This is a genomic window from Nonomuraea sp. NPDC050547 (assembly GCF_044457345.1).
GTDB lineage: Bacteria > Actinomycetota > Actinomycetes > Streptosporangiales > Streptosporangiaceae > Nonomuraea.
In genome coordinates this window covers 323376-345032 of record NZ_JBITGW010000008.1, presented here as the reverse complement: position 1 = coordinate 345032, position 21657 = coordinate 323376, and the positions used below count along the sequence as shown (strand labels likewise).

Here is a 21657-nt window from a genome sequence, read left to right as displayed (position 1 = left end):
GCCGTGTCCCGCCTGTTCGGATCTCCTGTCAAGCCAGCAATGCCCTGATCGCGTTGATGATGAGCTGCACCGCCAGCGCCGACAGCAGCAGGCCGGCGATCCTGGTGACCAGCTCGACCCCGTTCTCCTTGATGACGCGGATGATGCTCACCGAGAACCGCATGAACACCCACAGCACCAGGTGCACCGCCGCGATGGCCAGCCCGAGCGCGAGGATCCCGCCCGGCCGGCTCCCCGCCTGCTGGGCGAAGACGATGGTCGCCACGATGGCGCCCGGCCCGGCCAGCAGGGGTGTGCCCAGCGGCACCAGCGCCACGTTGACGTTCGAGCGCATGCTCTCGCTCGACGGCCGGGAGACCCCGCGCAGCAGTTCCAGGGCGACCAGGAGCAGCAGCAGGCCGCCGGCGATCTGCATGGCGGCGACCTCGACGTGCAGGTACGCCAGAATCGCCTGCCCGAACACGGCGAAGACCACGATCAGGCAGAAGGCGGTCACCGCGGCCTGCCAGGCGATGCGCCGGCGCTCCTGCGGGGAACGCCCGCTGGTGTAGGCGAGGAAGAGGGGGATCACGCCGGGCGGGTCCATGATGACGAACATCGTCACGAACGCCTCGACGAAGAACCTGGTGCCGGACACCGCGCCCCCAACTGCCGGTTGGGGGAAGTGCTGCCGATCTTAGTCCTCCAGTCGCGGGGAGAAAGCACCGAAGGGCAGGTCGAGGTCGTGCTCGCGCAGGTCGAGCAGGCTGAGCTGAAGCAACGCGATCAGGCAGCCGGCCTCAGCGGGCCAGGCGATGGTCCACAGCCAGTTGCCCATGGCCTCGCCGGCGTAGACGGCCCGGTCGGCGGCGCCGTTCACGCACCACAGGGCGCTCGGATGGCCGAGCACGTCGATCTTGGCGTTCGGCGGGCCGGAGTCGAAGCCCTCCCCGGGGTCGGGGCCGTCCAGGCCGGCGAAGGCGGCGCCCAGGCCCACTCCGGGTTCCTCGGCGATGACCAGCAGGTCGGCGGGGCCGCTCGTCACCGACGGGCCGCCGAGCGCCACGACGCTGGCCCGCCCGCCGCTCCGGTCGTCACCCGCCTCGGCGAACCCCGTGACCAGCCACCCGGGCGGCAACGGCCATGGCAGCCACACCGGCACCCTGGATGACTTGCGCAGTTCGTCCGCCGCGCCGGCGGACGGCTGCCACGGCGGCCGGTAGGGCAGGACGTCCCCGTGCGCGGCGCACCGCCAGGCGCTCGACCACACACTGGGCGCATGAAGCGGGCCAAAACACCGTGGACACGTTGGAGCCGCTCTCACAGCTACCCACGGTGCGTCGCCGGGCACGGTCCAGTCAAGAGCACAGCCCGTTATCCCGTCGTAATCTTGGAGTTGTGCGCGTAAATTGTGTCGGAGCGATAATTTTTGATGAGTTTGGACGCCTGCTGCTCATCCAGCGCGGCCACCCACCCGGCGAAGGCCTGTGGTCGTTGCCCGGCGGCCGCGTCGACCCCGGCGAAACCGACCACGACGCCCTCATCCGCGAGATCCGCGAGGAAACCGGCCTCACCATCACCCCAGGCCCGCTGACCGGCTCCGTCGACCGGCCGGGCCCCGGGCGGACCGTCTACGAGATCCGCGACTACCTCGCCACGCCCACCGGCGGCGACCTCACCCCCGGCGACGACGCCAAGGACGCCCGCTGGTGCACCGCCGCCGACCTCACCGCCCTCCCCCTGACCGACGGCCTGCTGGCCGCCCTCACCTCGTGGGACGTCCTCCCCCGATGACCTAACCGGCCAGGCGGAACGTCCACAGGGTCAGGTGGTCGGCCGTGTACGTGGTCGAACGGCCCAAGGCCACCACCTGGGCGCCGCTGGTCGTGACCGCCGCCAGCCACTGCATGCCGTCCCCCAGCAGCCTCGGGTCCTTGAGATCCTGCCGGGCCCAGGTCTGCCCGTCGGCCGAGATCCACGCGGCGCTGTCCGCCCCGCCGGGCTGACCGTGCCAGCCCACGGCCACCAGGCCGTTCTCACCGGCCGCCAGGTCGTGGACCGCCGCCGCCCGCTCGGCCGGCAGCCACGTATACCGCCAGCTCGCCCCGCCGTCCTCCGAGGAGGCGGCGAACGCCCTGGACGTCCCGCCGAGCTGCGCCGTACCGGTCGCCACCAGCATGTCGCCGAAGGCCACCACCTGGCGCAGCCCCGCCGACGCGGCGTCCGGCGGCGACGGGCGCTTGCGCGGCGTCCAGTTGAGCCCGTCCTTGGAGGTCCAGACGACCGCGCTCTCCTGCTCGCCCGCGCCCGAGCTGCCCACGGCCGCGTAGCCGTCCGGGGTGGCCGCCAGGTCGAAGATGCGCACCCCGGCGCCGCCCTGGGGCAGCTTCTGGCTTCTGGTGAACTTGCGCAGGTCGGGCGTGAACCAGATGGCCACGCCCGCCGAGCTCGGTCCCCGGTCCTCGCCGGCCAGGATGTAACCCTTGTCGTCGGCGGCGACCGACTGCACGTCCAGGTAGGTGTGGCCGTCGGCTCTGGCCGGCGCGGGCGCCTGCTTCCAGGTACGGCCGTCGGCGCTGGTCACGATCAGCGGGTCGGTGGCCGAGGTGCCCGACTCGGTGGCGCCGGCGGCCAGCCAGCCGCGCCGGCCGTGCACGACGTCGTTGAGCATCTGACGGCGTGGGCCGCCGAGGCTGGTCGAGGTCCAGTTCTGCCAGTCTTTGCTGGTCCAGACGCCGGCGTCGCCCGAGGCCGCGCCGACCGCGACGTACTGGCCCTTCGCGGCGGCCAGGCGGGTCGTCTCACGGGCGATCCGCGACAACCCCTCGATCCCGGACAGCGGTACGCGCGCGGCGCTGCCCTTGGCCGGGGCGGACATCAGCACGAGCTGGTTGCCCACGTCCGCCGCCGCCTGGTCCCCGCCGCCGAGCAGGAGCCCGGTGTCGGTCATCGTGAAGCCGCGCAGCGAGGCGCCCGCCAGGTTGCCGAGGTCGGCGCGCTTGGTCCAGGTACGGGCGTTGGTGGTGGCCAGCACCGTGTACTTGTCCGGCCCGTCCGGGCTGACCACCGCGACGCCGCCGCCGTACGAGATGGTGGTCTCGACGCCCGGACTCCGGCCGCCGAGGTCGATCGTGCCGCACTGGCCCCAGTCGGCGCCGCTGGGCGAGCAGTAGACCCGCACCTCGCCGCCGACCGGCGGCCGCCTGATCGGCACCAGCACGAACTGCCTGCCCAGCACCGCCAGCGAGCCCGCCCTCGGTTCCGCCTCGGGAAGCTGGAAGCCGGTCGCCTGCCAGGTGAGGCCGCCGTCCACCGAGCGCACGACGCGCGAGCCCTCATCCTGCGCCGGCTGCGCGAGCGCCAGCACGACGTCGCCGCGCGCCACGACCGCGCGGAACTCGCCCGCCTCAAGCCCGAGCAGGTCGACGCGCTGCCAGCTCCTCCCGTCCGGCGACTGCCACGCCGCGGGGCCGGTCGAGCCGTCCTCTCTCGCGGTACGGCCGGCCGCCACGAACCCGGAGGCCGTCCGCGCGATGTCGTGGATGTAGTCACCCTTCCTGAAGGCGCCGTCCAGGGCCGTGGGCTCGACCGCGGCCCAGGCGGCGCCGTCGGTGCTGGTCCACAGGCCGTGCTCGACGCCGGTCTCGTCGCCGCCCGCCGCCAGCCAGCGGCCCGCGCCGCCGGTGACCCGGGTGGCGGTGGCGCTGGTGGACGCGCCCGCGGTGCCGAGCCGCCAGCTCTTGCCGCTGTCCTGCGAGTACAGGAACAGCGGCCGCGGCGTCGGGCTCGTGGTGTCGCTGCCGACGGCGACGACCGTCTTGCCCGCCGATGCCATGGCGTTGAGCTTCTGGTTGGAGCCGTCGCCCGCGCCGGCCACCGTGAACACCTCGTCGCCCGAGCGTCCCGCCGCCGCCTCCAGCCGCAGGCCCGTCTGGGCGCCCGGCCCGCCGGAGTTCCACCAACGCCACCCGAGGACGCCCGCGCTCAGCGCGACGGCCAGGGCGAGCACGAACGCCACCGGCCCGAGCACCCGCCGCCGCCGTCGTAGCGGGCTGGCCCTGCGGAACGCGGCGGGCGCCTGGCCGCGGTGATGCCGTCCCGGCCGGTCGGGGCCCGAGGCCACCAGCAGATCGGGCCGCGTGGGCCGACCGGCCGGCGGCCGCCCCACCCGTCGTACCGGCTCGTCGGGGCCGGAGGCTCCGCGCTCGTCCTCGGCCAGCGGTTCGTCTTCTGAAGCCGCGCCACGGTAGCCGGGCACGTCCTCGCCGCCCCACCGGGCGACCTCGTCCTCGGCGCCGCCCCTCCAGGCGGGCGGGACCATGCCCTCCCGCTGGGGCCGGGGCTCGACCGGCCGCAGGTTCTGGTACGGCTGCGCCCCCCGTGCCCGCACAGCCGGCTGGGTCGTCTCGCCCGTGTCCCACTCCTCAGGCGGCCTCTGCTCTCCCCGCGTCCCCGCCTCTGGCTCCGGTGCGCCCGCCGACGGACCCCGCGGCTCTTCCCGCGACCCTGTCTCGGTAGAGCCCGGCGGCTCTTCCCGCGTCCCCGTCTCTGATGGGACCGGCGGGGTGGGGAGGGGGCGGGGCCGGCCGGAGGCGACGAGCTTGTCCGGGTGGCTGACGCTGCGGCGAGGGCGCCGGCGGGGCTCGCTCTCCGGTTCCCCGGTGGACGAGCTGTAGGGCCGGCGGCCCTTCGGGGGCTCGGGGGGTTCGTCCTCGGGGGTGGGCGAGGCGAAAGGAGGCAGCCCCCAGGGCGAGGCGAGCGGTACGCCGCGGGCCCGGTCGTCGGTGGGGCCCGGCGGGGTGTGCCGGATCCTCGGCTCCTCCGGAGGGCGCGGCTCGTCGTCGTCCGGCGGGTGCCGGGGCGGTTCGCTGGGGCCGGAGGCCACGCGGAGCACCTCCTTGTCGGGGGGCCGGACCGTTCCAGTTATGCCGTCCTCATTGGCTGCCTATGTCGGCATAAAAACCGATCTAGCGCACGCAGGTACCTCTACCCCATCCCACAGAGATGATCACCTCCGGAATCCCTCAACACCCACGCATTCCAGAGCAACACGCCCAGCCCGGATTGGCGAGACCTCTCTAGTGAGATTCATAGCACCACTTTGCGATTTATCCCGAAAAAGCGTTGACTGACCGCTTCCGCGAGAGAAACAGCACCCCCAGCGTGTACACGCTCAACTGCACCACCGTCCCCGCCAGCGCCTGCCAGGGCACCGCCCCCTGCTCCAGCGCCTTGTCCAGCTCCCCCGCCGCCGCGCTGACCCCGAACGCCAGGACGTTGTTGACCACGTGCATCGCGATCGGCGCCTCCAGCCCCCCGGTACGCACCGCCAGGAACCCGGTCACCACCCCGAAGCTGAACACGTCGATCAGCCCCACCCACGTGTAACCGTGCAGCGAGGCGAACAGCACCGACCCGATGACGATCCCCCACCACGGGTTGTTCAGCCGCGCCCCGAACGCCTGCAGCAGCCACCCGCGGAACATGTACTCCTCGGTCGCCGCCTGGAACGGCACCAGCAGCAAGATGATCACCAGCGCGGGGACGAACCCGCTCCACCCGGCCCACGTGAAGACCTCGTCCGTCCCCTCGCCGGTCACCACGAACACCGCGAGCTGGGCCACCTGCCCCAGGATCAACGCCAGGATCGCCACGCCGCCGCACATGAGCATCCACGACCACCGCAACCGGCCGGCGACCGAGGAGAGCGTGCCGGGTCTGCGGCGTTGGATGAGCGCCGCCGTACCGTAGACGACCGGGAGCACGGCCGCGATCGACAGCAGCAGGAACACCAGCCCGAACAGCGGATCGCCGAAAAGCTGCTCCGGCTTCGCCGGCTGGGGCATCCCGAGTACCAGCGACAGGACCGTGCCCGCCAGCAGGACGACCAGTCCCACCAGGAAGAACGCGACGCCGACCACCAGCGTGCCGACGATCGGGCGCCAGAGCTCGCCGGCGCCGTTGCGGGCCAGGTGGTCGTAGCGGGCACCGCGTGGCGTGGGCAGGAACCAGGGCTGCCGCGGCGCGGGCGGCGGGTATGGACCCGGCTGCGGGTTCGGCTGGCCGTAGGGAATCTGGTTCTCCTGCATTCCATCATTCTGTCCGGCGGGTGAGCATTAGTTCACAGACGGGCTCCCGAAACGCGCGGATTCTTGAGGGCGTAAGACGTTTCGACCCTGGGAGCCATGTCATGTCAAGGCTGGGACCTGTCATCACCCTGGCGGCGGGCGCGGTGCTCTTCGCCGGGCTCGGTGTCGCCAGCGTCACCGCGACCCCGGCGGCCCAAGAGACCGCCGCGGCCGCTTCCGCGGAGCCGACCACCGGTGCGGCCACCGAGCCGCCACCTCCAACGGAAACCGCGACCGCGAGGCCCACTCCGGCGCGCGCCGACTACGCCACCCGCGTCAAGGGCGGCCTCCTCGCGATCTCCGTGCGGAACGGCAAGGCCATCGCCTACTTCTGCGACGGCAGGACCGAAGCCTGGTTCAAGGGCAAGGCCGCCGACGGCACGATCGACCTCGAAGGCTTCGGCGAGGCCAACGTCACCGCCGCGCTCGGCGGCGGCAAGGCCGCGGGCGAACTGGCCCTCGGCGGCAAGACCTGGGACTTCTCCGCACCGCTGGTGAAGAAGCCCTCCGGCCTCTACCGCGCGAGCGCGGTGGTCAGGGGCGCGCAGATCAAGGCCGGCTGGATCATGCTGAGGAGGCCGGACGGCAACGGCTTCTACCAAGTGGGCCTGGCCGTGGAAGGGGAGAAGAAGACCCCCGCGCCGACCCTCGACACCGCTCAGCCCAACGCCCCGGTACGCCTGGGCGACACCACGCTCTACCCGCAGGACATCGAGGAGATCTCATGACCGCCGTCGAGCCCCGCCGCGGCGGCCTCACCCCGCTGCTGGTTCCCCTCCTGCTCGGCGGCCTGGTCATGGTCGCCCTCGGCGTGTACGGCAGGGCCCACACCCCGACCGGGTTCGCGGTGGGCCCGGCCGGGTTCTCCGGCGCGCTGGCGATGAAGTCCTGGCTGACGACCGGCGCGTTCGTGCTGGCCTTCGTCCAGGTGATCTCGGCGTTGTCCATGTGGGGCAAGATCAAGGTCCGGATCCACCCGGCCGTGCACCGCTGGTCCGGCCGGCTCGCGTTCGTCCTGACCATCCCCGTGGCCTTCCACTGCCTGTACGCGCTCGGCCTGCAGTACGACGTGCCCCGAGTCATGATCCACTCACTGCTCGGCTGCTTCTTCTACGGCGTCTTCACCGCGAAGCTCCTCGCTCTTCCCAAACGCGGCCTGCCCGGCTGGACCCTCCCGGTCCTCGGCGGCCTCGCCTTCACCTCGCTGGTCGGCCTCTGGCTCACCTCGTCGTTCTGGTTCTTCACCACGATCGGCGTCAAGGTGTGAACGTCGTGGTCCGGCGCAGCCCCGCGGCCCGCCCCTTGGCGGCCACGACCAGCGCCATCTTCCGCGACGCCTCGTCGATCATCTCGTCGCCCAGCATGACCGCGCCGCGCCGCTCCACGGTGGTGTAGTACGCGTACGCCTCCAGGATCAGCTCGGCGTGGTCGTAGTCGTCCTGCGCCGGCGAGAACACCTCGTTGGCCGCCTCGACCTGCAGCGGGTGCAGCACCCACTTGCCGTCGAAACCCAGCGCCGCCGCCCTGCGCGCGATGCGCCGATACCCCTCGACATCCTTGATCTGCAGGTACGGCCCGTCGATGACCTGCAGATCGTGTGTCCTCGCGGCCATCAGCATGCGCATGAGGATGTAGTGGTAGGCGTCGCCCTCGGTGTAGCCGGGCGGCTGCTCCCCCACCACCAGCGTGCGCATGTTGATCGAGGCCATGAAGTCGGCCGGCCCGAACACCAGCGTCTCCAGCCGCCCGGACGATCCGGCGATGGCATCCACGTTCACCAGGCCCCGCGCGTTCTCGATCTGCGCCTCGATGCCGATGCGCCCGACCTCGAACCCCATCGTCTTCTCGATCTGGGTGAGCAACGTGTCCAGCCAGACGACCTCGGTCGGGTCCTGCACCTTGGGCAGGATGATCGCGTCCAGGAACTCGCCCGCGCCCTCGACCACCTCGATCACGTCCCGGTACGTCCACATCGTGGTCAGGTCGTTGACCCGCACCGTACGCACCTTGCCGCTCCAGTCGCCCTCACGCAGCGCGGCCACGATGTTCTTGCGCGCCTCCGGCTTGGCCGCGGGCGCGACCGAGTCCTCCAGGTCGAGGAAGACCGCGTCCGCGGGGAGCGTCTGGGCCTTCTCCAGGAAGCGGGGGTTGCTGCCGGGCACCGCGAGTACCGAACGACGTGATCGCATGCGCACACGGTAATGGGTGCGGTGCGGGCTGGACAGGAGGGGTCCTGACTATGGCGGCCATGGTTTCTTTGTCGGTCTCCGCTGTACGGATCCTCTAACGGCGTCTGCCAACAATGGGGGCTGAACGCTAGCAAAGGGAGTGAATCACCCATGGCATCCGTCCCCTCGTCCGCCGAGCGGCCCGCCGTACTGTCCGACCTGCTGCCGGGCGCGCGTGTGCGCGACCTCACCCTGATCGTCGGCGGCGCGGCGCTGACCGGCCTGGCCGCCCAGGTCAGCTTCCCCATCCCCGGCTCCCCGGTGCCGGTCTCAGGCCAGACGTTCGCCGCGCTGCTCGTGGGCGCGTCGCTCGGCATGAACAGGGCCGCGCTCAGCATGCTGCTGTACCTCGCGGTCGGGCTGGCCGGCGTGCCCTGGTTCGCCGACGGCAACACCGCGTGGGCCGGCGGCGGCCTGGTGCCGTCGTTCGGCTACGTGATCGGCTTCGTCGCGGCCGGCGTCCTGGTCGGCCGTCTCGCCGCGCGCGGCGGCGACCGCACCCCGCTCCGCACCGTCGGCACCATGATCCTCGGCAACCTCGCCATCTACGCGTTCGGCCTGCCCGTCCTCATGGCCATCACCGGCATGGACCTCGGCCGCGCGGTGGCGGTGGGCATCGTCCCCTTCCTCGTCGGCGACGCCGTCAAGATCGCCCTCGCGGCCGGCCTGCTTCCTGCCGCCTGGAAGCTGGCCGGCCGTTGATCCACGGCTAAAGTCGAAGGCGTGACCGTCATCGAAGAAGGCGCGAAGAAGTCCGGCGTCCTCTGGCTCACCCTCGACCGCCCGCGCCTGGCCTGGCACACCCTGCACGAAGGCGCCGTCTACCTGGTGACCGGGGGCGGCGAGCAGGAGTTGCCGGGCCTGGCCGAGCGCTCCGAGGTTCATGTGACGCTGCGCAGCAAGGACAACGGGGCACGGCTGGTGGAGTTCGACGCGCCGGTGACCGTGATCGACCCGTCGACGGAACCCGAGGCGGTGGCCGCCCTGGCGAAGGACCGCCTGAACGCCCCCGACACCGAACACCTCACGGACCGCTGGGCCCGCGACTCCACCATCATCCGCATAACCCTGCCCACGACCTGACCCGCCGCGATCAGGCCAGGAGCCTGCGTACCCGGAGCACATTGTCGGTGCGGGTGCCAGGCTCCCCATCGGGACCGTTCTGGCTGCGCTCGAACTCCCCGCTACGCTCCACCACCCACTCACCCTGGGCGAGCCCGAGCGAGTCGTGCACCTCCTGAGGCGTCGGGAGGTGCACGTCATGCGGCGGCGTGTGCTGCCAGGAGGCCCATCCCGAGTGCCCGAGCACCAGCAGGACCCCGCCGGGCGCCACCGCCGCCGCGGCGGCCCGCAGAATCGCCTCCCGGGACATCTCGACCGTGCTGTGCAGGTACGCCGCCGAGACCAGGTCGAACTCCCCCTCCGGGAAGCTCTCCCCGAGCTGATGCCACTGAAGATCGACCAGATCGGCCACCCCCGCCTCCTTGGCATGCTCCCCGGCCCGCTCCAGCGCCACCCGGGAGACGTCCACCCCCGTCACCCGCCACCCCCGCCGGGCCAGCCAGACGACGTCCCCGCCCTCACCACACCCCAGATCGAGCGCCCGCCCAGGAGCCATCCCCTCGACCTCGGTCACCAGCATCGTGTTGGGCTCGCCGCTCCAGATGCGCTGACTTTCGCTGTAGCGGGCGTCCCAGAACTCCTCGTGTTCGCTCACACCCGCACTATTGGCCGTCCACCCCCCGCAGGGCAAACCCCGTTGCCAAACCAGCAAACCCACCCGCAGAACCCCACCAGCTCTCTGCCCTCGCGCCTCCCCGCACCCGCAAACGCCCGCCTCATGCCCACCAGCGCCGCCCCCGCGATCACTGGAAACCCCGGGACGGAGCCGGTGGAGCAGAGGGCCGGGCGGAGCGCCGGGACGGGGCGACGCGGCGTGACATGGAGCCACGACGCGAAGGGCCGCGCCAGGCATGACGCGGCGCGGGCGGCGCAGCGCGACGCGGCGCGGCGCGAAGCGCGGGGCGGGGCGGGGCGGGGCGGGTGGGGGGTCAGGTTGCGTGGGCCGGTTCGGGGGTGGGGGTTGGTTGGGTGGTGGCGGTTTGGGCCAGCAGGGCTCCGGTCAGGACCGTCAGGCCGCCGATGATCTGGAACGGGCCCAGGGACTCGCGGAGCAGTGCCCAGGCGACTATGGCGCCTCCAATGACCTCCAGGGATGCCACCGTCGCGCCCACCGCGGCGGACAGGCGGCGGACCGCGTTGACGCCCAGGATGTACGCCATCACCGTGGCCACCAGCACCATCCACACGTACGCCCCGAGGACCGGCAGGGACACCCCTCCGTTCGGGGCCACGGTCTGGGTGAAGGCGCTCCAGCGGATGTTCCACGGCTGGGCGAACGGGGCCAGGACGATCGCCGCGCCGATCATCCCCCACGCGATCAGCCCCAGCGAGTCGATCTCGTCCCCAAAACTATCGTTCATCAGGAAATATCCGGCGCAGCACGCCCCCGCCACCAACGCCAGCAACAACCCCAGAGCGTCCAAGCGCAACCCCTGCCACACCTCTACCACCACGCCCAGGCCCACGACGGCCACCACCGCGCCGACGAACGCGGCCCGCGGCAGCCGTACCTTCCGCACGAAGCGGACCCACACCACCACCATCACCGGCGCCATGTACTCCAGCAGCAACGCCACCCCCACCGGCAGCCGCGTGATGGCCAGGAAGAACAACGCCTGCACCCCCGCCACCGCCATCACCGCATAGGCCGCGAAGAAGCCCCATTTGTCGCGCGGGATGCGCAGCGCCTGCGGCTTGACCGCGGCCAGTACCGCCACGAGCAGCACCCCGGCACCGGCCATCCGCACCCAGACCGCCTCGATCGGCACCAGTCCGGCGGCGTTCAGGTACTTGGCCATCGGGCCGGAGAAGGCGAAACAACACGAGGAGACGAAGGCGATCGCCAGTCCCGCATACCGCAACGTCAACACATCCTGAGAGTAATGAGTGTTATGTCCGATGGATACTGACATGCCCTGTGGGCGAGGCGCAATGCCCCGCCGCCCTCACTCGTTTAGCCTGCTCAGGTGAGGATCTTCGTCGCCCGGCTGGCCGGGACCCCGGTCTTCGACCCGTCCGGTGACCAGATCGGCCGTGTCCGTGACGTCGTGGTGTCCCTGCGCCCCACCGCCGAGGGCACGCTGCCGCCGCGCGCGCACGGGCTGGTCGTCGAGGTGCAGCCGCGGCGCCGCGTGTTCCTGCCCATCACCCGGGTACGCGCCATCGAGACCGGAGCCGTGGTCTTCTCCGGACGGCTCAACATGCGCAGGTTCGAGCAACGCGTCACCGAGACGCTGACGATCGGCCAGCTGCTCGACCAGACCGTCACCCTCGACGGCCGCCCCTGGATCGTCTACGACCTGGCCATGGAGCAGGGCAGGACCGATTGGACGCTCACCAAGGTCGCCATCTATCAGAAGGGCAAGCGGCGCGAGACCCGCGTCGTCGATTGGGGCGACGTACGCGGCTTCGACGCCATGCAGCGCGACCAGGGCGCCGCCGGCCTGATCGCCGCCTTCGAGACCGAACGCGCCGCCGACCTGGCCAACGCGTTGCACGAGCTGCCGTTCAAGCGCCGGGTCGAGGTGGCCGCGGAACTCGGTGACGAACGCCTCGCCGACGTACTGGAAGAGCTGCCCTTCACCGACCAGATCGGCATCCTCACCACCCTCGCCCCCACCCGCGCCGCCGTGGTGCTGTCCGAGATGGGACCGGACGACGCCGCCGACCTGCTCCAGGACCTGCCCGTCGAGCAGGCGGCGCAACTGCTGTCGCTGATGGAGCCCGGCGAGGCCGCGCCCGTGCGGCGACTGCTCGACTACGACGAGGACACCGCCGGCGGCATGATGACCAGCGAACCGGTCGTGCTGCCGCCCAGCGCCACCGTCGCGGAGGCGCTCGCGCACATCCGCCAGCGCGACCTCTCGCCCGCCGTGGCCGCCCAGGTGTACGTGACCCGGCCGCCCACCGAGACGCCCACCGGCGCGTACCTGGGAGTCGCGCACTTCCAGCGGCTGCTGCGCGAGCGGCCGTCGATGCTGCTGGGCGCCACGCTGGACCACACCATCGACCCGATCAGGCCCGGGTTCACGCTGCCCGAGGTCACGTCCTACCTCGCCACGTACAACCTCGTCGCCGCGCCCGTCGTGGACGAGGGCGGCAGGCTGGTCGGCGCGGTGACCGTGGACGACGTGCTCGACCACCTGCTGCCCGAAGACTGGCGGGAACGACATGCCACGTGAGCGACTCGACCAGCCGCGCGAGCTGAGGCGTTCGATCCGGCCGCACTACGACCCGGAAGACTTCGGGCGGCTGTCGGAGCGGATCGCCCGCTTCCTCGGCACCGCGCGGTTCCTCGTGTACATGACGGTGTTCGTGCTGTGCTGGGTGTTGTGGAACGTGCTCGCGCCGGCCGCCGTCCGGTTCGACGAGTACCCGTTCATCTTCCTCACGCTGATGCTGTCGCTGCAGGCGTCGTACTCGGCGCCGCTCATCCTGCTCGCCCAGAACCGGCAGGCCGACCGCGACCGCGTGCAGGGCGAGCAGGACCGTCAGTCGCGGGAGGCCAGCCAGGCCGAGCTGGAGTTCCTCACCCGGGAGATCGCCGGGCTCAGGATCACGCTCGGCGAGATGGCCACCCGCGACTTCATCCGCTCAGAACTCCAGCAGGCCCAGCAGGTCAGGGCTCCTCAGTGAGGCCAAGCTTGGCCAGCATCGCCCGGCAGCGGCTCAGGTCCTCCTCGCTGAGCGGGTCGAGGAACTGGGTCCTGACGCCGCGCAGGTAGGTGGGGGTGGCGTCGGCCAGCCGTACCTCGCCTTCGGGGGTGAGGACGGCGAACAGGCCGCGCGCGTCGCTCGCGCACGCCTCGCGCTCGACGAGCCCGTCGCGCTGCAGGCGGTCGATCAGCCGCGTGAGGCCGCTGCGCGAGAGGAGCACGCGGTCGGCCAGGTCGTTCATCCGCAGCCGCCGCTCGGGGGCCTCGGCCAGCTGCATCAGCACGTCGTAGGAGGCGAGCGGGAGGTCGTGGGCGACGAGCAGCTCGGCCTCCAGGTGGCGGGCCACCCGCACCTGCGCACGCTGCAGCGCCCGCCAGACCTCTAGCTCCCGGGCGTCGAGGCCCTCGTCGCGCAGAACAGTCACGGAGTAACCTTAGAACGTTGCACGCACATCTAAACAGCAGCGACTTGCCTCGGGTTCATACGATGGAACCCGTCATCCATAAACCACAAAGGAGTGCCGAGATTTCCATGGCACCGACGCAGGAACTGGTGACGGCCGCCCTCGCCACCGTCATCGACCCGGAGATCCGCCGCCCGATCACTGACCTGGGCATGGTCAAAAGTGTAGACATCGCCCCCGACGGCGCCGTCCGCGTCGGCGTCTACCTCACCGTCGCCGGCTGTCCGATGAAGGACACCATCCGCCGCGACGTCGTCAACGCCGTGTCCAAGGTCGAAGGCGTCGCGGGCGTGGAGCTCGAACTCGACGTGATGAGCACCGAGCAGCGCAAGGAGCTCCAGACCAAGCTGCGCGGCAACAAGGGGCCCGAGAAGGAGATCCCCTTCAACCAGCCCGGTTCGCTGACCCGCGTGTTCGCGGTCGCCTCCGGCAAGGGCGGCGTGGGCAAGTCCTCCGTGACCGTCAACCTGGCCGCCTCCATGGCCGCCGGCGGCCTCAAGGTCGGCATCGTCGACGCCGACATCTACGGCCACAGCATCCCCCGCATGCTCGGCGCCGCCGAGCGGCCCACCAAGGTCGAAGACATGATCATGCCGCCGATGGCGCATGACATCAAGGTCATCTCGGTCGGGATGTTCAAGCCCGAGGGCAACACCCCGGTGGTCTGGCGCGGCCCGATGCTCGACCGCGCCCTCCACCAGTTCCTCGCCGACGTGTACTGGGGCGACCTCGACGTCCTGCTCCTGGACCTCCCGCCCGGCACCGGCGACATCGCCATCTCGGTGGCGCAGCGCCTGCCCGGCGCCGAGATCCTGGTCGTGACCACCCCGCAGCAGGCGGCCGCCGAGGTGGCCGAGCGGGCGGGCTCGATCGCCGCCTCCACCCACCAGCAGATCGCCGGCGTGATCGAGAACATGTCCTGGCTGCCCTGCCCCCACTGCGACGAGCGCATCCCGGTCTTCGGCGAGGGCGGCGGCCAGAACGTGGCCGACGCGCTGACCCGCACGCTGGGCGCCCGCGTACCGCTGCTCGGCCAGGTGCCGCTGGACATGCGCCTGCGCGAGGGCGGCGACGAGGGCAAGCCCCTGGTCCTCACCGACCCCGACTCCCCGGCGGCCACGGAACTCCGCTCGATCGCCGAGGCCCTGAGCAAGCGCGCGAACAGCCTCAAGGGCATGCAACTCGGCATCTCCCCCACGGCCCGCTGACGCCGTTTCCAGCCCTCCGCCGCGTCGGCCCACCGCCGACGCGGCGCGCCGTTTTAGAGGCGTTGTGGGCGCGTTCTGAGGTTCTCTTAGAACCGACCCATCCGTCGCGTTCTCTTAGAACCGACCCATCCGTCGCGTTCTCTTAGAACCGACCCATCCGTTACGGCAAGCCACCCCCACACCACCCGCCGACGCGGGCGCACGCCGATCGTGGGGATCGCTTCTCACGTCGCACGAATGACCCGCCGCAACGGCCACACTCGACCAGTTGGGTGGACACCTGACGCCAGCCCCTCGTCGGCCCATATCCAGGAGCCGCCCCGAGCCCATAGGGCGGGGCGGTGAGGAGCGACACGCGCGCCCGAGAGGACGGGCTGCAGGTGTGGGATTAGGTGGCTTCGGAGTCGTAGGGCGGGAGTTCGCCGTATCCGAGCTCTTCCAAGGGCTCCGGTGCGTACGGAGCAGCGGCGACCGGCTCGAGCTCCTGCTGAGGCCGGTCGTTCCAGGAATCCTCGATGTCGTCCAACAGGTGCTTACGAACGAAGTTCTTGGGGTTGAGGTCAGCCGGATCGAAATTGGAGAACTCCGGGCCCAGCCCGGTCCGCAGGTCGTCGCGTGCGTTGGTGGCCATGCGGCGGAGGTTGCGCAGGGTCTGACCCGCCTGCGAAGCCACCTGGGGCAGCTTGTCGGGCCCGAACACCAGCAACCCGATGACGACGAGCGCCCCGATCTCCGCCCACCCGAGTCCGAACACCTGAACTCCTACCGCAGTCCAACTGGCTCCGGGGACAACCCCGGCCACTCCCAGACTAAGGGTTCGCAAGGCCACTTAGAACGCCCACCCACCTGCCAAGACGATTCCCAAGATCAACCCCCAACCAGCCGCCACCCCCAACCCCACCCCAGGACAACAACCCCACAACCACCCCAACTACCCGGCAACCCCTCCAAAGCCCACCACAAACCCCCAAGTCCACCCGCCCACCAAGCCGCCCAGGACAGACACGGCCAAGGACCCGGCGGCCCCGCGACCGAGCATCGCAGGCCTCCGGGATGGCGCCCTTGGGGATCTGTGCCTAAGGAGCCAAACGCGCCGGGATGTGCGACCCGGTCAGGTTCGGCCGTGTCAGCCGGCTATGCGTGGCCGTCGCGGTGGGTGGCCCGTGCGACGTGGGAAGCGATCCCCACGATCGGCGCCCGCCCGCGTCGGCGGGTGGCGGGGGCGCGGCTTGCCGTAACGGAGACCGCGCGGACAAGCGCCGCGCGGCCGGACGCCTCACCGAGGGAACAGACAGAGGGAACAGAGGGAACAGAGAGCCGAGAAACGGACGCACCGGTCAAGACGGCGACGGGGATGGGGTTTCGTCTGCGACCACGGTCAGGGTGGCGGTGCGTTCTTGGCCGGCTCGTTCGTATTTGACGGTGATTTTGGAGCCGGGGGCCTTGGCGCGGATCAGGGCGATCAGTTCGTTGCCGTCCTGCAGGCGCAGGCCGTCCATTTCCAGGATGACGTCGCCGGCCTTCAGGCCCGCCTTCTCGGCCGGGCCACCGGCGTCGACCGGCTGGCGGCCCTGGTCCGGCTCGGAGGCGATGCGGACGCCCTGGCCCCGGTAGTTCTTGTCCAGGACGATCCCGATCCGGGGGCGCTTGGCCTTGCCGGTGGTGATCAGTTCCTGGGCCACCCGGCGGGTCTGGTTGACCGGGATCGCGAAGCCCAGGCCGATGCTGCCGCCCTGGCTGGAGGACGAACGGCTCAGCGTCGCGATGGCCGAGTTGACGCCGATGACCTCGCCCTTGGCGTTGACCAGCGGTCCGCCCGAGTTGCCGGGGTTGATGGCGGCGTCGGTCTGGATGGCGGAGATGTACGCGGGCTCCTCAGCCGCCCGGCCGCTCTCGTCTCCGGCGATGACCGGGCGGTTGAGTGAGCTGACGATGCCGGTCGTGACGGTGCCGCTCAGGCCGAGCGGGGAGCCGATCGCGATGACCGGGTCGCCGACGACGACCTGGTCGGAGTTGCCCAGTGTGATCTCCGGGGTGCCGAACGTCTGTTCCGGCTTCACCACCGCCAGGTCGGAGCCCGGGTCGCGGCCGACGATGCGGCCCGTGGTGGTCTTGCGGTTGGCGAACATGATCTGGATCTCGCCGCCGCTGGCCGCCATGGCGACGACGTGGTTGTTGGTGACCACGTAGCCGTCCTTGATCAGGAAGCCGGAGCCGCTGGCGCCCTCGGCGCCGCCGTTGCCGACCTCCAGGGACACGACGCTGGGCAGGACGCGCGAGGCGACGCCCGCCACCGACTCCGGGGGCCGGTTGATCGCGCCGCTGGGTGCGGGTCCGAGCGTGTAGGAGGGGTCGGTGCCGCCGGCCGACCTGGTGAGCAGGTACGTGCCGACGCTGCCCAGGCCGGAGGCGATCAGCGCGATGGCCACCGCCACGGCGATCAGCCCGCCGGTGCCCAGGGCGACCCTGCGCTGCGGTACTCCCACGCCGGGGCCGGGCGGCGGGGCCCAGCCCGAGCCCATGCCCAAGGCGTTCTGTGGCGGCGGAGGCGGCGGGGTCTCGCCGCCGTACTGCGGGGAGCTGTAGACGGCGGTGTCGCCCTGCTGGGGCGTGCCGCTGTAGCCCGCGTAGGAGCCGGAGTAGGGCGGCGGGCCGAACGACGGCTGCGCGGGCGTCCCGAACCGGGGTTCCGGCTCGCCCGCCGGGTTGCCGAACGTCGGCGCGGCCTCACCATAGGAGCCATAGGAGCCGTGCGAGCCATACGAACCGTAGGGGCCGCTGGGGTCAGAAGTCGCGTTGCCGAACGCGGGAGGCGGCTGGTCGCCGGCCCCGCCGTACGACGGTGACGGGTTGACGGAGCGGCCCGACGGGTCTCCCCAGGCGGCTTGCTCCTCGCCCGCGGGAAGAAACTCCGGCCGCTCCTGCGACTCGGGGGAGTCCGACGGCATGCGTCCTTCGGTGGGGCGCGTCTCGTCGGTCATCTAAGTCTCACCACTCCTCGCTCGGACACCGCAATCCTGGCGTGAACGGCATACGTGGGTCATAAGCCCTTGTAAGGCCCGAACCCCGATCGTATGCCCCTCTCACCGACGACTACGCCATCCTTCGAGTATCCCAGGCCAATGGCCCAGGACATCACGGGGTGTTGCCCGGCGCCTGCTGAACCTGGAAGAGCTCGACCGGGGGCGGGCTGCCCACTTCGGCGGTGCTGTTGACGGCGAAGAAGGTGCCGAGCGCGACCGCGGCGGACATGACGCCCACGGCCACGTAGGCGCCGCGGCGCCTACTCCCCCGTCCAGGGCCGGAAGTACCACCGAAGGCGTCCCTTCGCGGCCGGTTGTCCAAAGGGGAGATGCTGTGCGGTCCCGGAAGCGGCACTCCTCCAAACGTGGGAGGGAAAGGGCGTTCGCGCGGCGGCAGCGGCCCACCCGGTTCGGACATCCGCAGCAGTGACATGGTCAGGTCGGCGGGCATCGCCGGGCCGTCGAGTGAGCGCAGGCGCGACTTCAGCGCCCGCATCGACTCGACCTCCCTTCTGCATTCGGCGCAGAAGGTGAGATGGGCCAGTGCCCGCTCGCGCTCGACGTGGCTCAGTTCGCCGTCGACAAGCGCGGAAACACTCTCTCCAAGATGAGACATTCCTAGCCTTCCTCCCCACGGATCACGGTCGGGGGGAGTTCAGCGCCTCGGGGCGCCCGATGTTCGAGCGACTCCCTCAGCTGTGCCCGGCCACGATGAATACGGCTCCGGACCGTACCCAGCTTCACGCCGAGCGTGGCCGCGATCTCCTCATACGACAGGCCTTCGATGTCACAGAGCACCACCGCGGCACGGAACTCGGGGGCGAGCGCGTCAAGCGCCGCCTGAACGTCGGCCTCGAAGTGCGCGTCGTCCCACGCCTGCGCCGGAGACGGTTCGCGGCCGCGCAGCCGTTCCGCCGCGTCGTCCGCCAATCCCTCGAATCGGATGCGCTGCTTGCGCCGCGCCATGTCAAGGAACAGGTTCGTCGTGATCCGGTGCAGCCAGCCCTCGAACGTGCCGGGGGTATAGCTAGACAATGACCTGAATACCCGGACGAAGACCTCCTGTGTGAGGTCTTCGGCGTCATGGACATTGCCGGTCAGCCGGTACGCCAGCCGATACACGCGCGCGGAGTGCGTCCGCACGACCTCCTCCCAGGTGGGAGGAGTCCACTCAGACACCTGGTGGTCGCTTCCGTCCACCAAGGCTCCTCTCTTTGGGACCACCGCTACAGCCATAGTGCCTGGTTTCGTCCCTTCATGCGCACTGCCTGCCTTCCGGACCGGCAAAGCCCGTTTAAACCTGCAACGCGTTAGGACCGACTTGAGTTCCCGTCCGGGCGTGTCTCCCCTAGGCTGCGATCGGTGACCAATCGCACGAAAGTGGGGGGAGGGGGCCGATGACCAGCCCGGTAGAGGCCACTCTGGCCTATGCGGAGCAGTTCCATCTGGAAGATGAGGTGCTTCTCGCGGCGCGGCAGCGCGGCCAGGAGATGGGTGCGGTGCCCATCCTTCCCGGGGGCGGGGCGGCGCTCTGCTTCCTCGCCACGGCGCTCAACGCCAAGTCCGTGGTCGAGATCGGCACCGGCTGCGGTGTGTCGGGGCTGTGGCTGCTGCGCGGCATGCGTCCCGACGGCACGCTGACCAGCGTGGACGTTGAGCCCGAGCACCAGCGGCTGGCCCGTCAGGCCTTCGCCGACGCCGGGTTCTCCGGCGGGCGGGTGCGGCTGATCGTCGGCCGCGGCCTCGACGTGCTGCCCCGGCTGTCGGACGGCGGGTACGACATGGTCTTCGCCGACGGCGCCAAGCAGGAGTACTCCGACTATCTGGCCGAGGCCGTCAGGCTGCTGCGGGTGGGCGGGATCGTGGCCTTCGACAACGTCCTGTGGCACAACCGGGTGGCCGACCCGGCGCAGCGCGACCCGGACACGGTCGCCCTGCGCGAACTGGGCAAGCTCGTGCAGGGTGACGATCGGCTGCGGCCGCTGATGATGCCGCTGGGCGACGGGCTGCTGGCCGCGGTGAAGCTGAGCGACTGAAGGCGGTCAGGCTCGGTTACTGAGCCACTCCACGAGAAGGCGGACGCCGAAGCCCGTGGCGCCCTTGGTCAGCACGCCCTCGTCCACCGTGGTGCGCCCCACGCCGGCCACGTCCAGGTGGGCCCAGGGCCGCTTGCCCGCGAACTCCCGCAGGAACAGCGCGGCCGTGATCGATCCGGCGCCGAAGCGGGAACCCACCTCGACATTGGCCAGGTCCGCGATCGACGACTCCAGCGCGGGCGCGTAGTCATCGATCAGCGGCATCCGCCACAGCCGGTCGTCACTGGCCTGACCGGCGCCGAGCAGCTCTCCGGCGAGTTCGTCCGAGGTGGCGTAGACGGCGCCCACGCTGCGGCCGAGGGCGACGCTGATCGCGCCGGTGAGGGTGGCGATGTCCACGAGGGCGTCGGGGGCGAGCGTGTCGTCGGCGTAGGCGAGGGCGTCGGCCAGGACCAGGCGGCCTTCCGCGTCGGTGTTGAGCACCTCGACCGTGCGGCCGCCGTAGTGGGTGATGACGTCGCTGGGCCGCTGCGCGCTGCCGGACGGCATGTTCTCCGCCGCCGCCACCAGCCCGGTGACCCGCACCTTCGCGCCCAGCTTGGCCAGCGCGGACACGGCCGCGATGACGACGGCGCCGCCGGCCATGTCGGTCTTCTGGACCTTCATGTTGTCGGACGGCTTCAGCGACAGCCCGCCCGAGTCGAAGGTGATGCCCTTGCCCACGAGCACCACGTGCCTGGTGGCGCCCGGCGGGTCGTAGGAGAGCTGGATGAGCCGCGGCGGGTTCACCGAGCCCTGGCCGACCGCGAGGATGCCGCCGAACCCGCCGGCTCGCAGTTCCTCCTCGTCCCACACGCGCACGGGGACGCCCTGCTCGCCGGCGCGCTCGGCCAGCCACGCCGGGCTCTTCACCGACGAGGGCGTGTTGGCCAGGTCGCGGGCGAGCGCGACGGCCTGGGCGACGATCTCGCCGCGCCGTACCGCCTGCTCGTCGGCGCCGGCGAACACGAGCGCGGAGACGGGCTTCTTGCCCGGCGAGGAGGTGACCTTGAAGGTGTAGGCGGCCAGCAGCGCGGCCTCAGCGAACGCCGCGCCGTCGCCGCCGGGAACGACGACGGTGAGCGTGTCGCGGCCCTTGGCGCGGCGCGTCAGGGCGGCGGCGGCCTTGCGCAGCGCCTTCGGCGAGCCGTCCCCGGCTCCGTAGAGCAGGACGCGCCCGACCTCCTCACCCCGTGCCACGGGCACCTCGACGATCTCGCCCGCCTCGCCCTTGGCCTCGTAGTGGGCCAGCAGCGCCGCCGGGGGCAGCGGCAGGTCGAGGGAGAGCGCCGGGTCTAGGTCGGAGGAGTACGGCACCGCCAGCAGCTCGGCCTCGGCGGGGATCTCGGAAACCACCGACGTCGTGGTCTCAATGGGCACGGGTCATCTCTCCAAACACGTCAATGGCCCTGGCGCGGAGGCACGCCAGGGCCGTCGATCGAAGCTGTCTCGGGAAGCGCTCAGCCGACGACGTTCTTCAACGCCTCGCCGAGCGCCTGCGCCTCGTCGGCGGAAATCTCCACGACGAGCCGGCCGCCACCCTCCAAGGGGACACGCATGACGATGCCGCGCCCTTCCTTGGTGACCTCGAGCGGACCATCGCCGGTCCGCGGCTTCATCGCCGCCATGCGTGTATCCCTTCCTGCCTTGGGCTCCCGCGGCCCGCGACCGCCGGCCCTCCAGGAGGGTGGCCGGCGCATTCACGTCTTCTGTGATGTCCTATTCTCCCGCATCGAGAGCCCTCATGGGTAACGATCTCCTCCCAGAATGCGTT

23 protein-coding genes are annotated in these 21657 nt (G+C 71.0%); 9 read left to right on the top strand and 14 right to left on the bottom strand.

From position 1 onward, the window contains the following. Window positions 1-28 precede the first annotated feature (28 nt). The gene (locus ACIBHY_RS22225) at window positions 29-637 is read right to left on the bottom strand and encodes a MarC family protein (protein WP_397251414.1); all 609 of its coding nucleotides are present in this window, start codon (window positions 635-637) and stop codon (window positions 29-31) included. A 39-nt stretch (window positions 638-676) separates the two neighbouring features. Further along, window positions 677-1303, bottom strand: coding sequence for a DUF6758 family protein (locus ACIBHY_RS22220; protein ID WP_397307600.1), 627 nt, complete (start codon window positions 1301-1303; stop codon window positions 677-679). A gap of 74 nt (window positions 1304-1377) precedes the next feature. Here ACIBHY_RS22220 and ACIBHY_RS22215 point away from each other — a divergent pair, with 74 nt between their 5' ends. Next, a complete protein-coding gene (locus tag ACIBHY_RS22215; protein WP_397307599.1) occupies window positions 1378-1773 on the top strand; it encodes an NUDIX hydrolase in 396 nt (131 codons plus the stop codon). A 1-nt stretch (window position 1774) separates the two neighbouring features. Here the strand turns inward: ACIBHY_RS22215 and ACIBHY_RS22210 are convergent, their stop codons facing one another. Continuing rightward, entirely contained in the window at window positions 1775-4369 is a 2595-nt protein-coding gene (locus ACIBHY_RS22210; RefSeq protein WP_397307598.1) for a hypothetical protein, read from the bottom strand. Between the two features lie 718 nt (window positions 4370-5087). Beyond that, window positions 5088-6068, bottom strand: coding sequence for a lysostaphin resistance A-like protein (locus ACIBHY_RS22205; RefSeq protein WP_397251422.1), 981 nt, complete (start codon window positions 6066-6068; stop codon window positions 5088-5090). A 101-nt stretch (window positions 6069-6169) separates the two neighbouring features. Here ACIBHY_RS22205 and ACIBHY_RS22200 point away from each other — a divergent pair, with 101 nt between their 5' ends. Further along, window positions 6170-6835, top strand: a complete 666-nt coding sequence (locus ACIBHY_RS22200) for a hypothetical protein (protein ID WP_397307597.1) — start codon at window positions 6170-6172, stop codon at window positions 6833-6835. Further along, window positions 6832-7374, top strand: coding sequence for a DUF6529 family protein (locus tag ACIBHY_RS22195; RefSeq protein ID WP_397307596.1), 543 nt, complete (start codon window positions 6832-6834; stop codon window positions 7372-7374). The genes ACIBHY_RS22200 and ACIBHY_RS22195 overlap by 4 nt, the downstream gene beginning before the upstream one ends. Here the strand turns inward: ACIBHY_RS22195 and ACIBHY_RS22190 are convergent. Next, window positions 7364-8296, bottom strand: coding sequence for an HpcH/HpaI aldolase/citrate lyase family protein (locus tag ACIBHY_RS22190; protein WP_397251427.1), 933 nt, complete (start codon window positions 8294-8296; stop codon window positions 7364-7366). The genes ACIBHY_RS22195 and ACIBHY_RS22190 overlap by 11 nt on opposite strands. Before the next feature lie 150 nt (window positions 8297-8446). Between ACIBHY_RS22190 and ACIBHY_RS22185 the strand changes: the two genes are divergently transcribed. Both ACIBHY_RS22185 and ACIBHY_RS22180 read left to right on the top strand, forming a co-directional pair. After that, window positions 8447-9037, top strand: coding sequence for a biotin transporter BioY (locus tag ACIBHY_RS22185; protein WP_397307595.1), 591 nt, complete (start codon window positions 8447-8449; stop codon window positions 9035-9037). A gap of 21 nt (window positions 9038-9058) precedes the next feature. After that, window positions 9059-9418, top strand: coding sequence for a hypothetical protein (locus tag ACIBHY_RS22180; protein ID WP_397251429.1), 360 nt, complete (start codon window positions 9059-9061; stop codon window positions 9416-9418). Between the two features lie 10 nt (window positions 9419-9428). Here the strand turns inward: ACIBHY_RS22180 and ACIBHY_RS22175 are convergent, their stop codons facing one another. Together ACIBHY_RS22175 and ACIBHY_RS22170 are read right to left on the bottom strand one after the other, a co-directional pair. After that, entirely contained in the window at window positions 9429-10052 is a 624-nt protein-coding gene (locus ACIBHY_RS22175) for a class I SAM-dependent methyltransferase (protein WP_397307594.1), read from the bottom strand. 334 nt (window positions 10053-10386) lie between these two features. Next, complete coding sequence (locus tag ACIBHY_RS22170; RefSeq protein ID WP_397307593.1) at window positions 10387-11328, bottom strand: EamA family transporter; 942 nt, start codon at window positions 11326-11328, stop codon at window positions 10387-10389. 96 nt (window positions 11329-11424) lie between these two features. On the opposite strand from ACIBHY_RS22170, the gene ACIBHY_RS22165 reads away from it, so the two are divergent. Together ACIBHY_RS22165 and ACIBHY_RS22160 are read left to right on the top strand one after the other, a co-directional pair. Continuing rightward, complete coding sequence (locus tag ACIBHY_RS22165; protein ID WP_397307592.1) at window positions 11425-12639, top strand: magnesium transporter MgtE N-terminal domain-containing protein; 1215 nt, start codon at window positions 11425-11427, stop codon at window positions 12637-12639. Then, window positions 12629-13093: a DUF1003 domain-containing protein gene (locus tag ACIBHY_RS22160; protein WP_397251435.1), complete on the top strand. Its 465-nt coding sequence runs from the start codon at window positions 12629-12631 to the stop codon at window positions 13091-13093. Before ACIBHY_RS22165 ends, ACIBHY_RS22160 begins: the two co-directional genes overlap by 11 nt. On the opposite strand, the gene ACIBHY_RS22155 is transcribed toward ACIBHY_RS22160, so the two are convergent. Then, window positions 13077-13538 (bottom strand): MarR family winged helix-turn-helix transcriptional regulator, encoded by a 462-nt coding sequence (locus ACIBHY_RS22155; protein ID WP_397307591.1) that lies wholly within the window; start codon window positions 13536-13538, stop codon window positions 13077-13079. The two genes, ACIBHY_RS22160 and ACIBHY_RS22155, sit on opposite strands and share 17 nt — an antisense overlap. A gap of 107 nt (window positions 13539-13645) precedes the next feature. Here ACIBHY_RS22155 and ACIBHY_RS22150 point away from each other — a divergent pair, with 107 nt between their 5' ends. After that, window positions 13646-14785 carry an Mrp/NBP35 family ATP-binding protein gene (locus ACIBHY_RS22150; protein ID WP_397251439.1) on the top strand — a complete coding sequence of 380 codons (1140 nt, stop codon included), beginning with the start codon at window positions 13646-13648 and terminating at the stop codon, window positions 14783-14785. A gap of 388 nt (window positions 14786-15173) precedes the next feature. On the opposite strand, the gene ACIBHY_RS22145 is transcribed toward ACIBHY_RS22150, so the two are convergent. The 4 genes from ACIBHY_RS22145 to sigE all read right to left on the bottom strand — a co-directional run bounded on the left by ACIBHY_RS22145 (window position 15174) and on the right by sigE (window position 19044). Next, a complete protein-coding gene (locus ACIBHY_RS22145) occupies window positions 15174-15539 on the bottom strand; it encodes a sec-independent translocase (RefSeq protein ID WP_379610568.1) in 366 nt (121 codons plus the stop codon). 583 nt (window positions 15540-16122) lie between these two features. After that, the gene (locus ACIBHY_RS22140) at window positions 16123-17766 is read right to left on the bottom strand and encodes a trypsin-like peptidase domain-containing protein (protein WP_397307590.1); all 1644 of its coding nucleotides are present in this window, start codon (window positions 17764-17766) and stop codon (window positions 16123-16125) included. 154 nt (window positions 17767-17920) lie between these two features. Beyond that, entirely contained in the window at window positions 17921-18424 is a 504-nt protein-coding gene (locus tag ACIBHY_RS22135) for an anti-sigma factor family protein (protein WP_379610570.1), read from the bottom strand. 2 nt (window positions 18425-18426) lie between these two features. Beyond that, a complete protein-coding gene (sigE, locus tag ACIBHY_RS22130) occupies window positions 18427-19044 on the bottom strand; it encodes an RNA polymerase sigma factor SigE (protein ID WP_184967914.1) in 618 nt (205 codons plus the stop codon). Between the two features lie 161 nt (window positions 19045-19205). Between sigE and ACIBHY_RS22125 the strand changes: the two genes are divergently transcribed. Next, window positions 19206-19844 (top strand): O-methyltransferase, encoded by a 639-nt coding sequence (locus tag ACIBHY_RS22125; protein ID WP_379610571.1) that lies wholly within the window; start codon window positions 19206-19208, stop codon window positions 19842-19844. A gap of 6 nt (window positions 19845-19850) precedes the next feature. On the opposite strand, the gene ACIBHY_RS22120 is transcribed toward ACIBHY_RS22125, so the two are convergent. Both ACIBHY_RS22120 and ACIBHY_RS22115 read right to left on the bottom strand, forming a co-directional pair. After that, window positions 19851-21263, bottom strand: a complete 1413-nt coding sequence (locus tag ACIBHY_RS22120) for a leucyl aminopeptidase (protein WP_397251443.1) — start codon at window positions 21261-21263, stop codon at window positions 19851-19853. An 80-nt stretch (window positions 21264-21343) separates the two neighbouring features. Then, window positions 21344-21511 carry a DUF3117 domain-containing protein gene (locus ACIBHY_RS22115; RefSeq protein ID WP_181019706.1) on the bottom strand — a complete coding sequence of 56 codons (168 nt, stop codon included), beginning with the start codon at window positions 21509-21511 and terminating at the stop codon, window positions 21344-21346. Between the last annotated feature and the right edge of the window lie 146 nt (window positions 21512-21657).

What these genes read in the sequence shown, in the direction of transcription:
- ACIBHY_RS22160 (WP_397251435.1), top strand. Translation starts at nt 12,629, where the DNA reads ATGCCACGTGAGCGACTCGACCAGCCGCGCGAGCTGAGGCGTTCGATC.
- sigE (WP_184967914.1), bottom strand. Translation starts at nt 19,044, where the DNA reads ATGGCTGTAGCGGTGGTCCCAAAGAGAGGAGCCTTGGTGGACGGAAGC.
- ACIBHY_RS22140 (WP_397307590.1), bottom strand. Translation starts at nt 17,766, where the DNA reads ATGACCGACGAGACGCGCCCCACCGAAGGACGCATGCCGTCGGACTCC.
- ACIBHY_RS22185 (WP_397307595.1), top strand. Translation starts at nt 8,447, where the DNA reads ATGGCATCCGTCCCCTCGTCCGCCGAGCGGCCCGCCGTACTGTCCGAC.
- ACIBHY_RS22195 (WP_397307596.1), top strand. Translation starts at nt 6,832, where the DNA reads ATGACCGCCGTCGAGCCCCGCCGCGGCGGCCTCACCCCGCTGCTGGTT.
- ACIBHY_RS22200 (WP_397307597.1), top strand. Translation starts at nt 6,170, where the DNA reads ATGTCAAGGCTGGGACCTGTCATCACCCTGGCGGCGGGCGCGGTGCTC.
- ACIBHY_RS22205 (WP_397251422.1), bottom strand. Translation starts at nt 6,068, where the DNA reads ATGCAGGAGAACCAGATTCCCTACGGCCAGCCGAACCCGCAGCCGGGT.
- ACIBHY_RS22135 (WP_379610570.1), bottom strand. Translation starts at nt 18,424, where the DNA reads ATGTCTCATCTTGGAGAGAGTGTTTCCGCGCTTGTCGACGGCGAACTG.
- ACIBHY_RS22125 (WP_379610571.1), top strand. Translation starts at nt 19,206, where the DNA reads ATGACCAGCCCGGTAGAGGCCACTCTGGCCTATGCGGAGCAGTTCCAT.
- ACIBHY_RS22150 (WP_397251439.1), top strand. Translation starts at nt 13,646, where the DNA reads ATGGCACCGACGCAGGAACTGGTGACGGCCGCCCTCGCCACCGTCATC.
- ACIBHY_RS22190 (WP_397251427.1), bottom strand. Translation starts at nt 8,296, where the DNA reads ATGCGATCACGTCGTTCGGTACTCGCGGTGCCCGGCAGCAACCCCCGC.
- ACIBHY_RS22115 (WP_181019706.1), bottom strand. Translation starts at nt 21,511, where the DNA reads ATGGCGGCGATGAAGCCGCGGACCGGCGATGGTCCGCTCGAGGTCACC.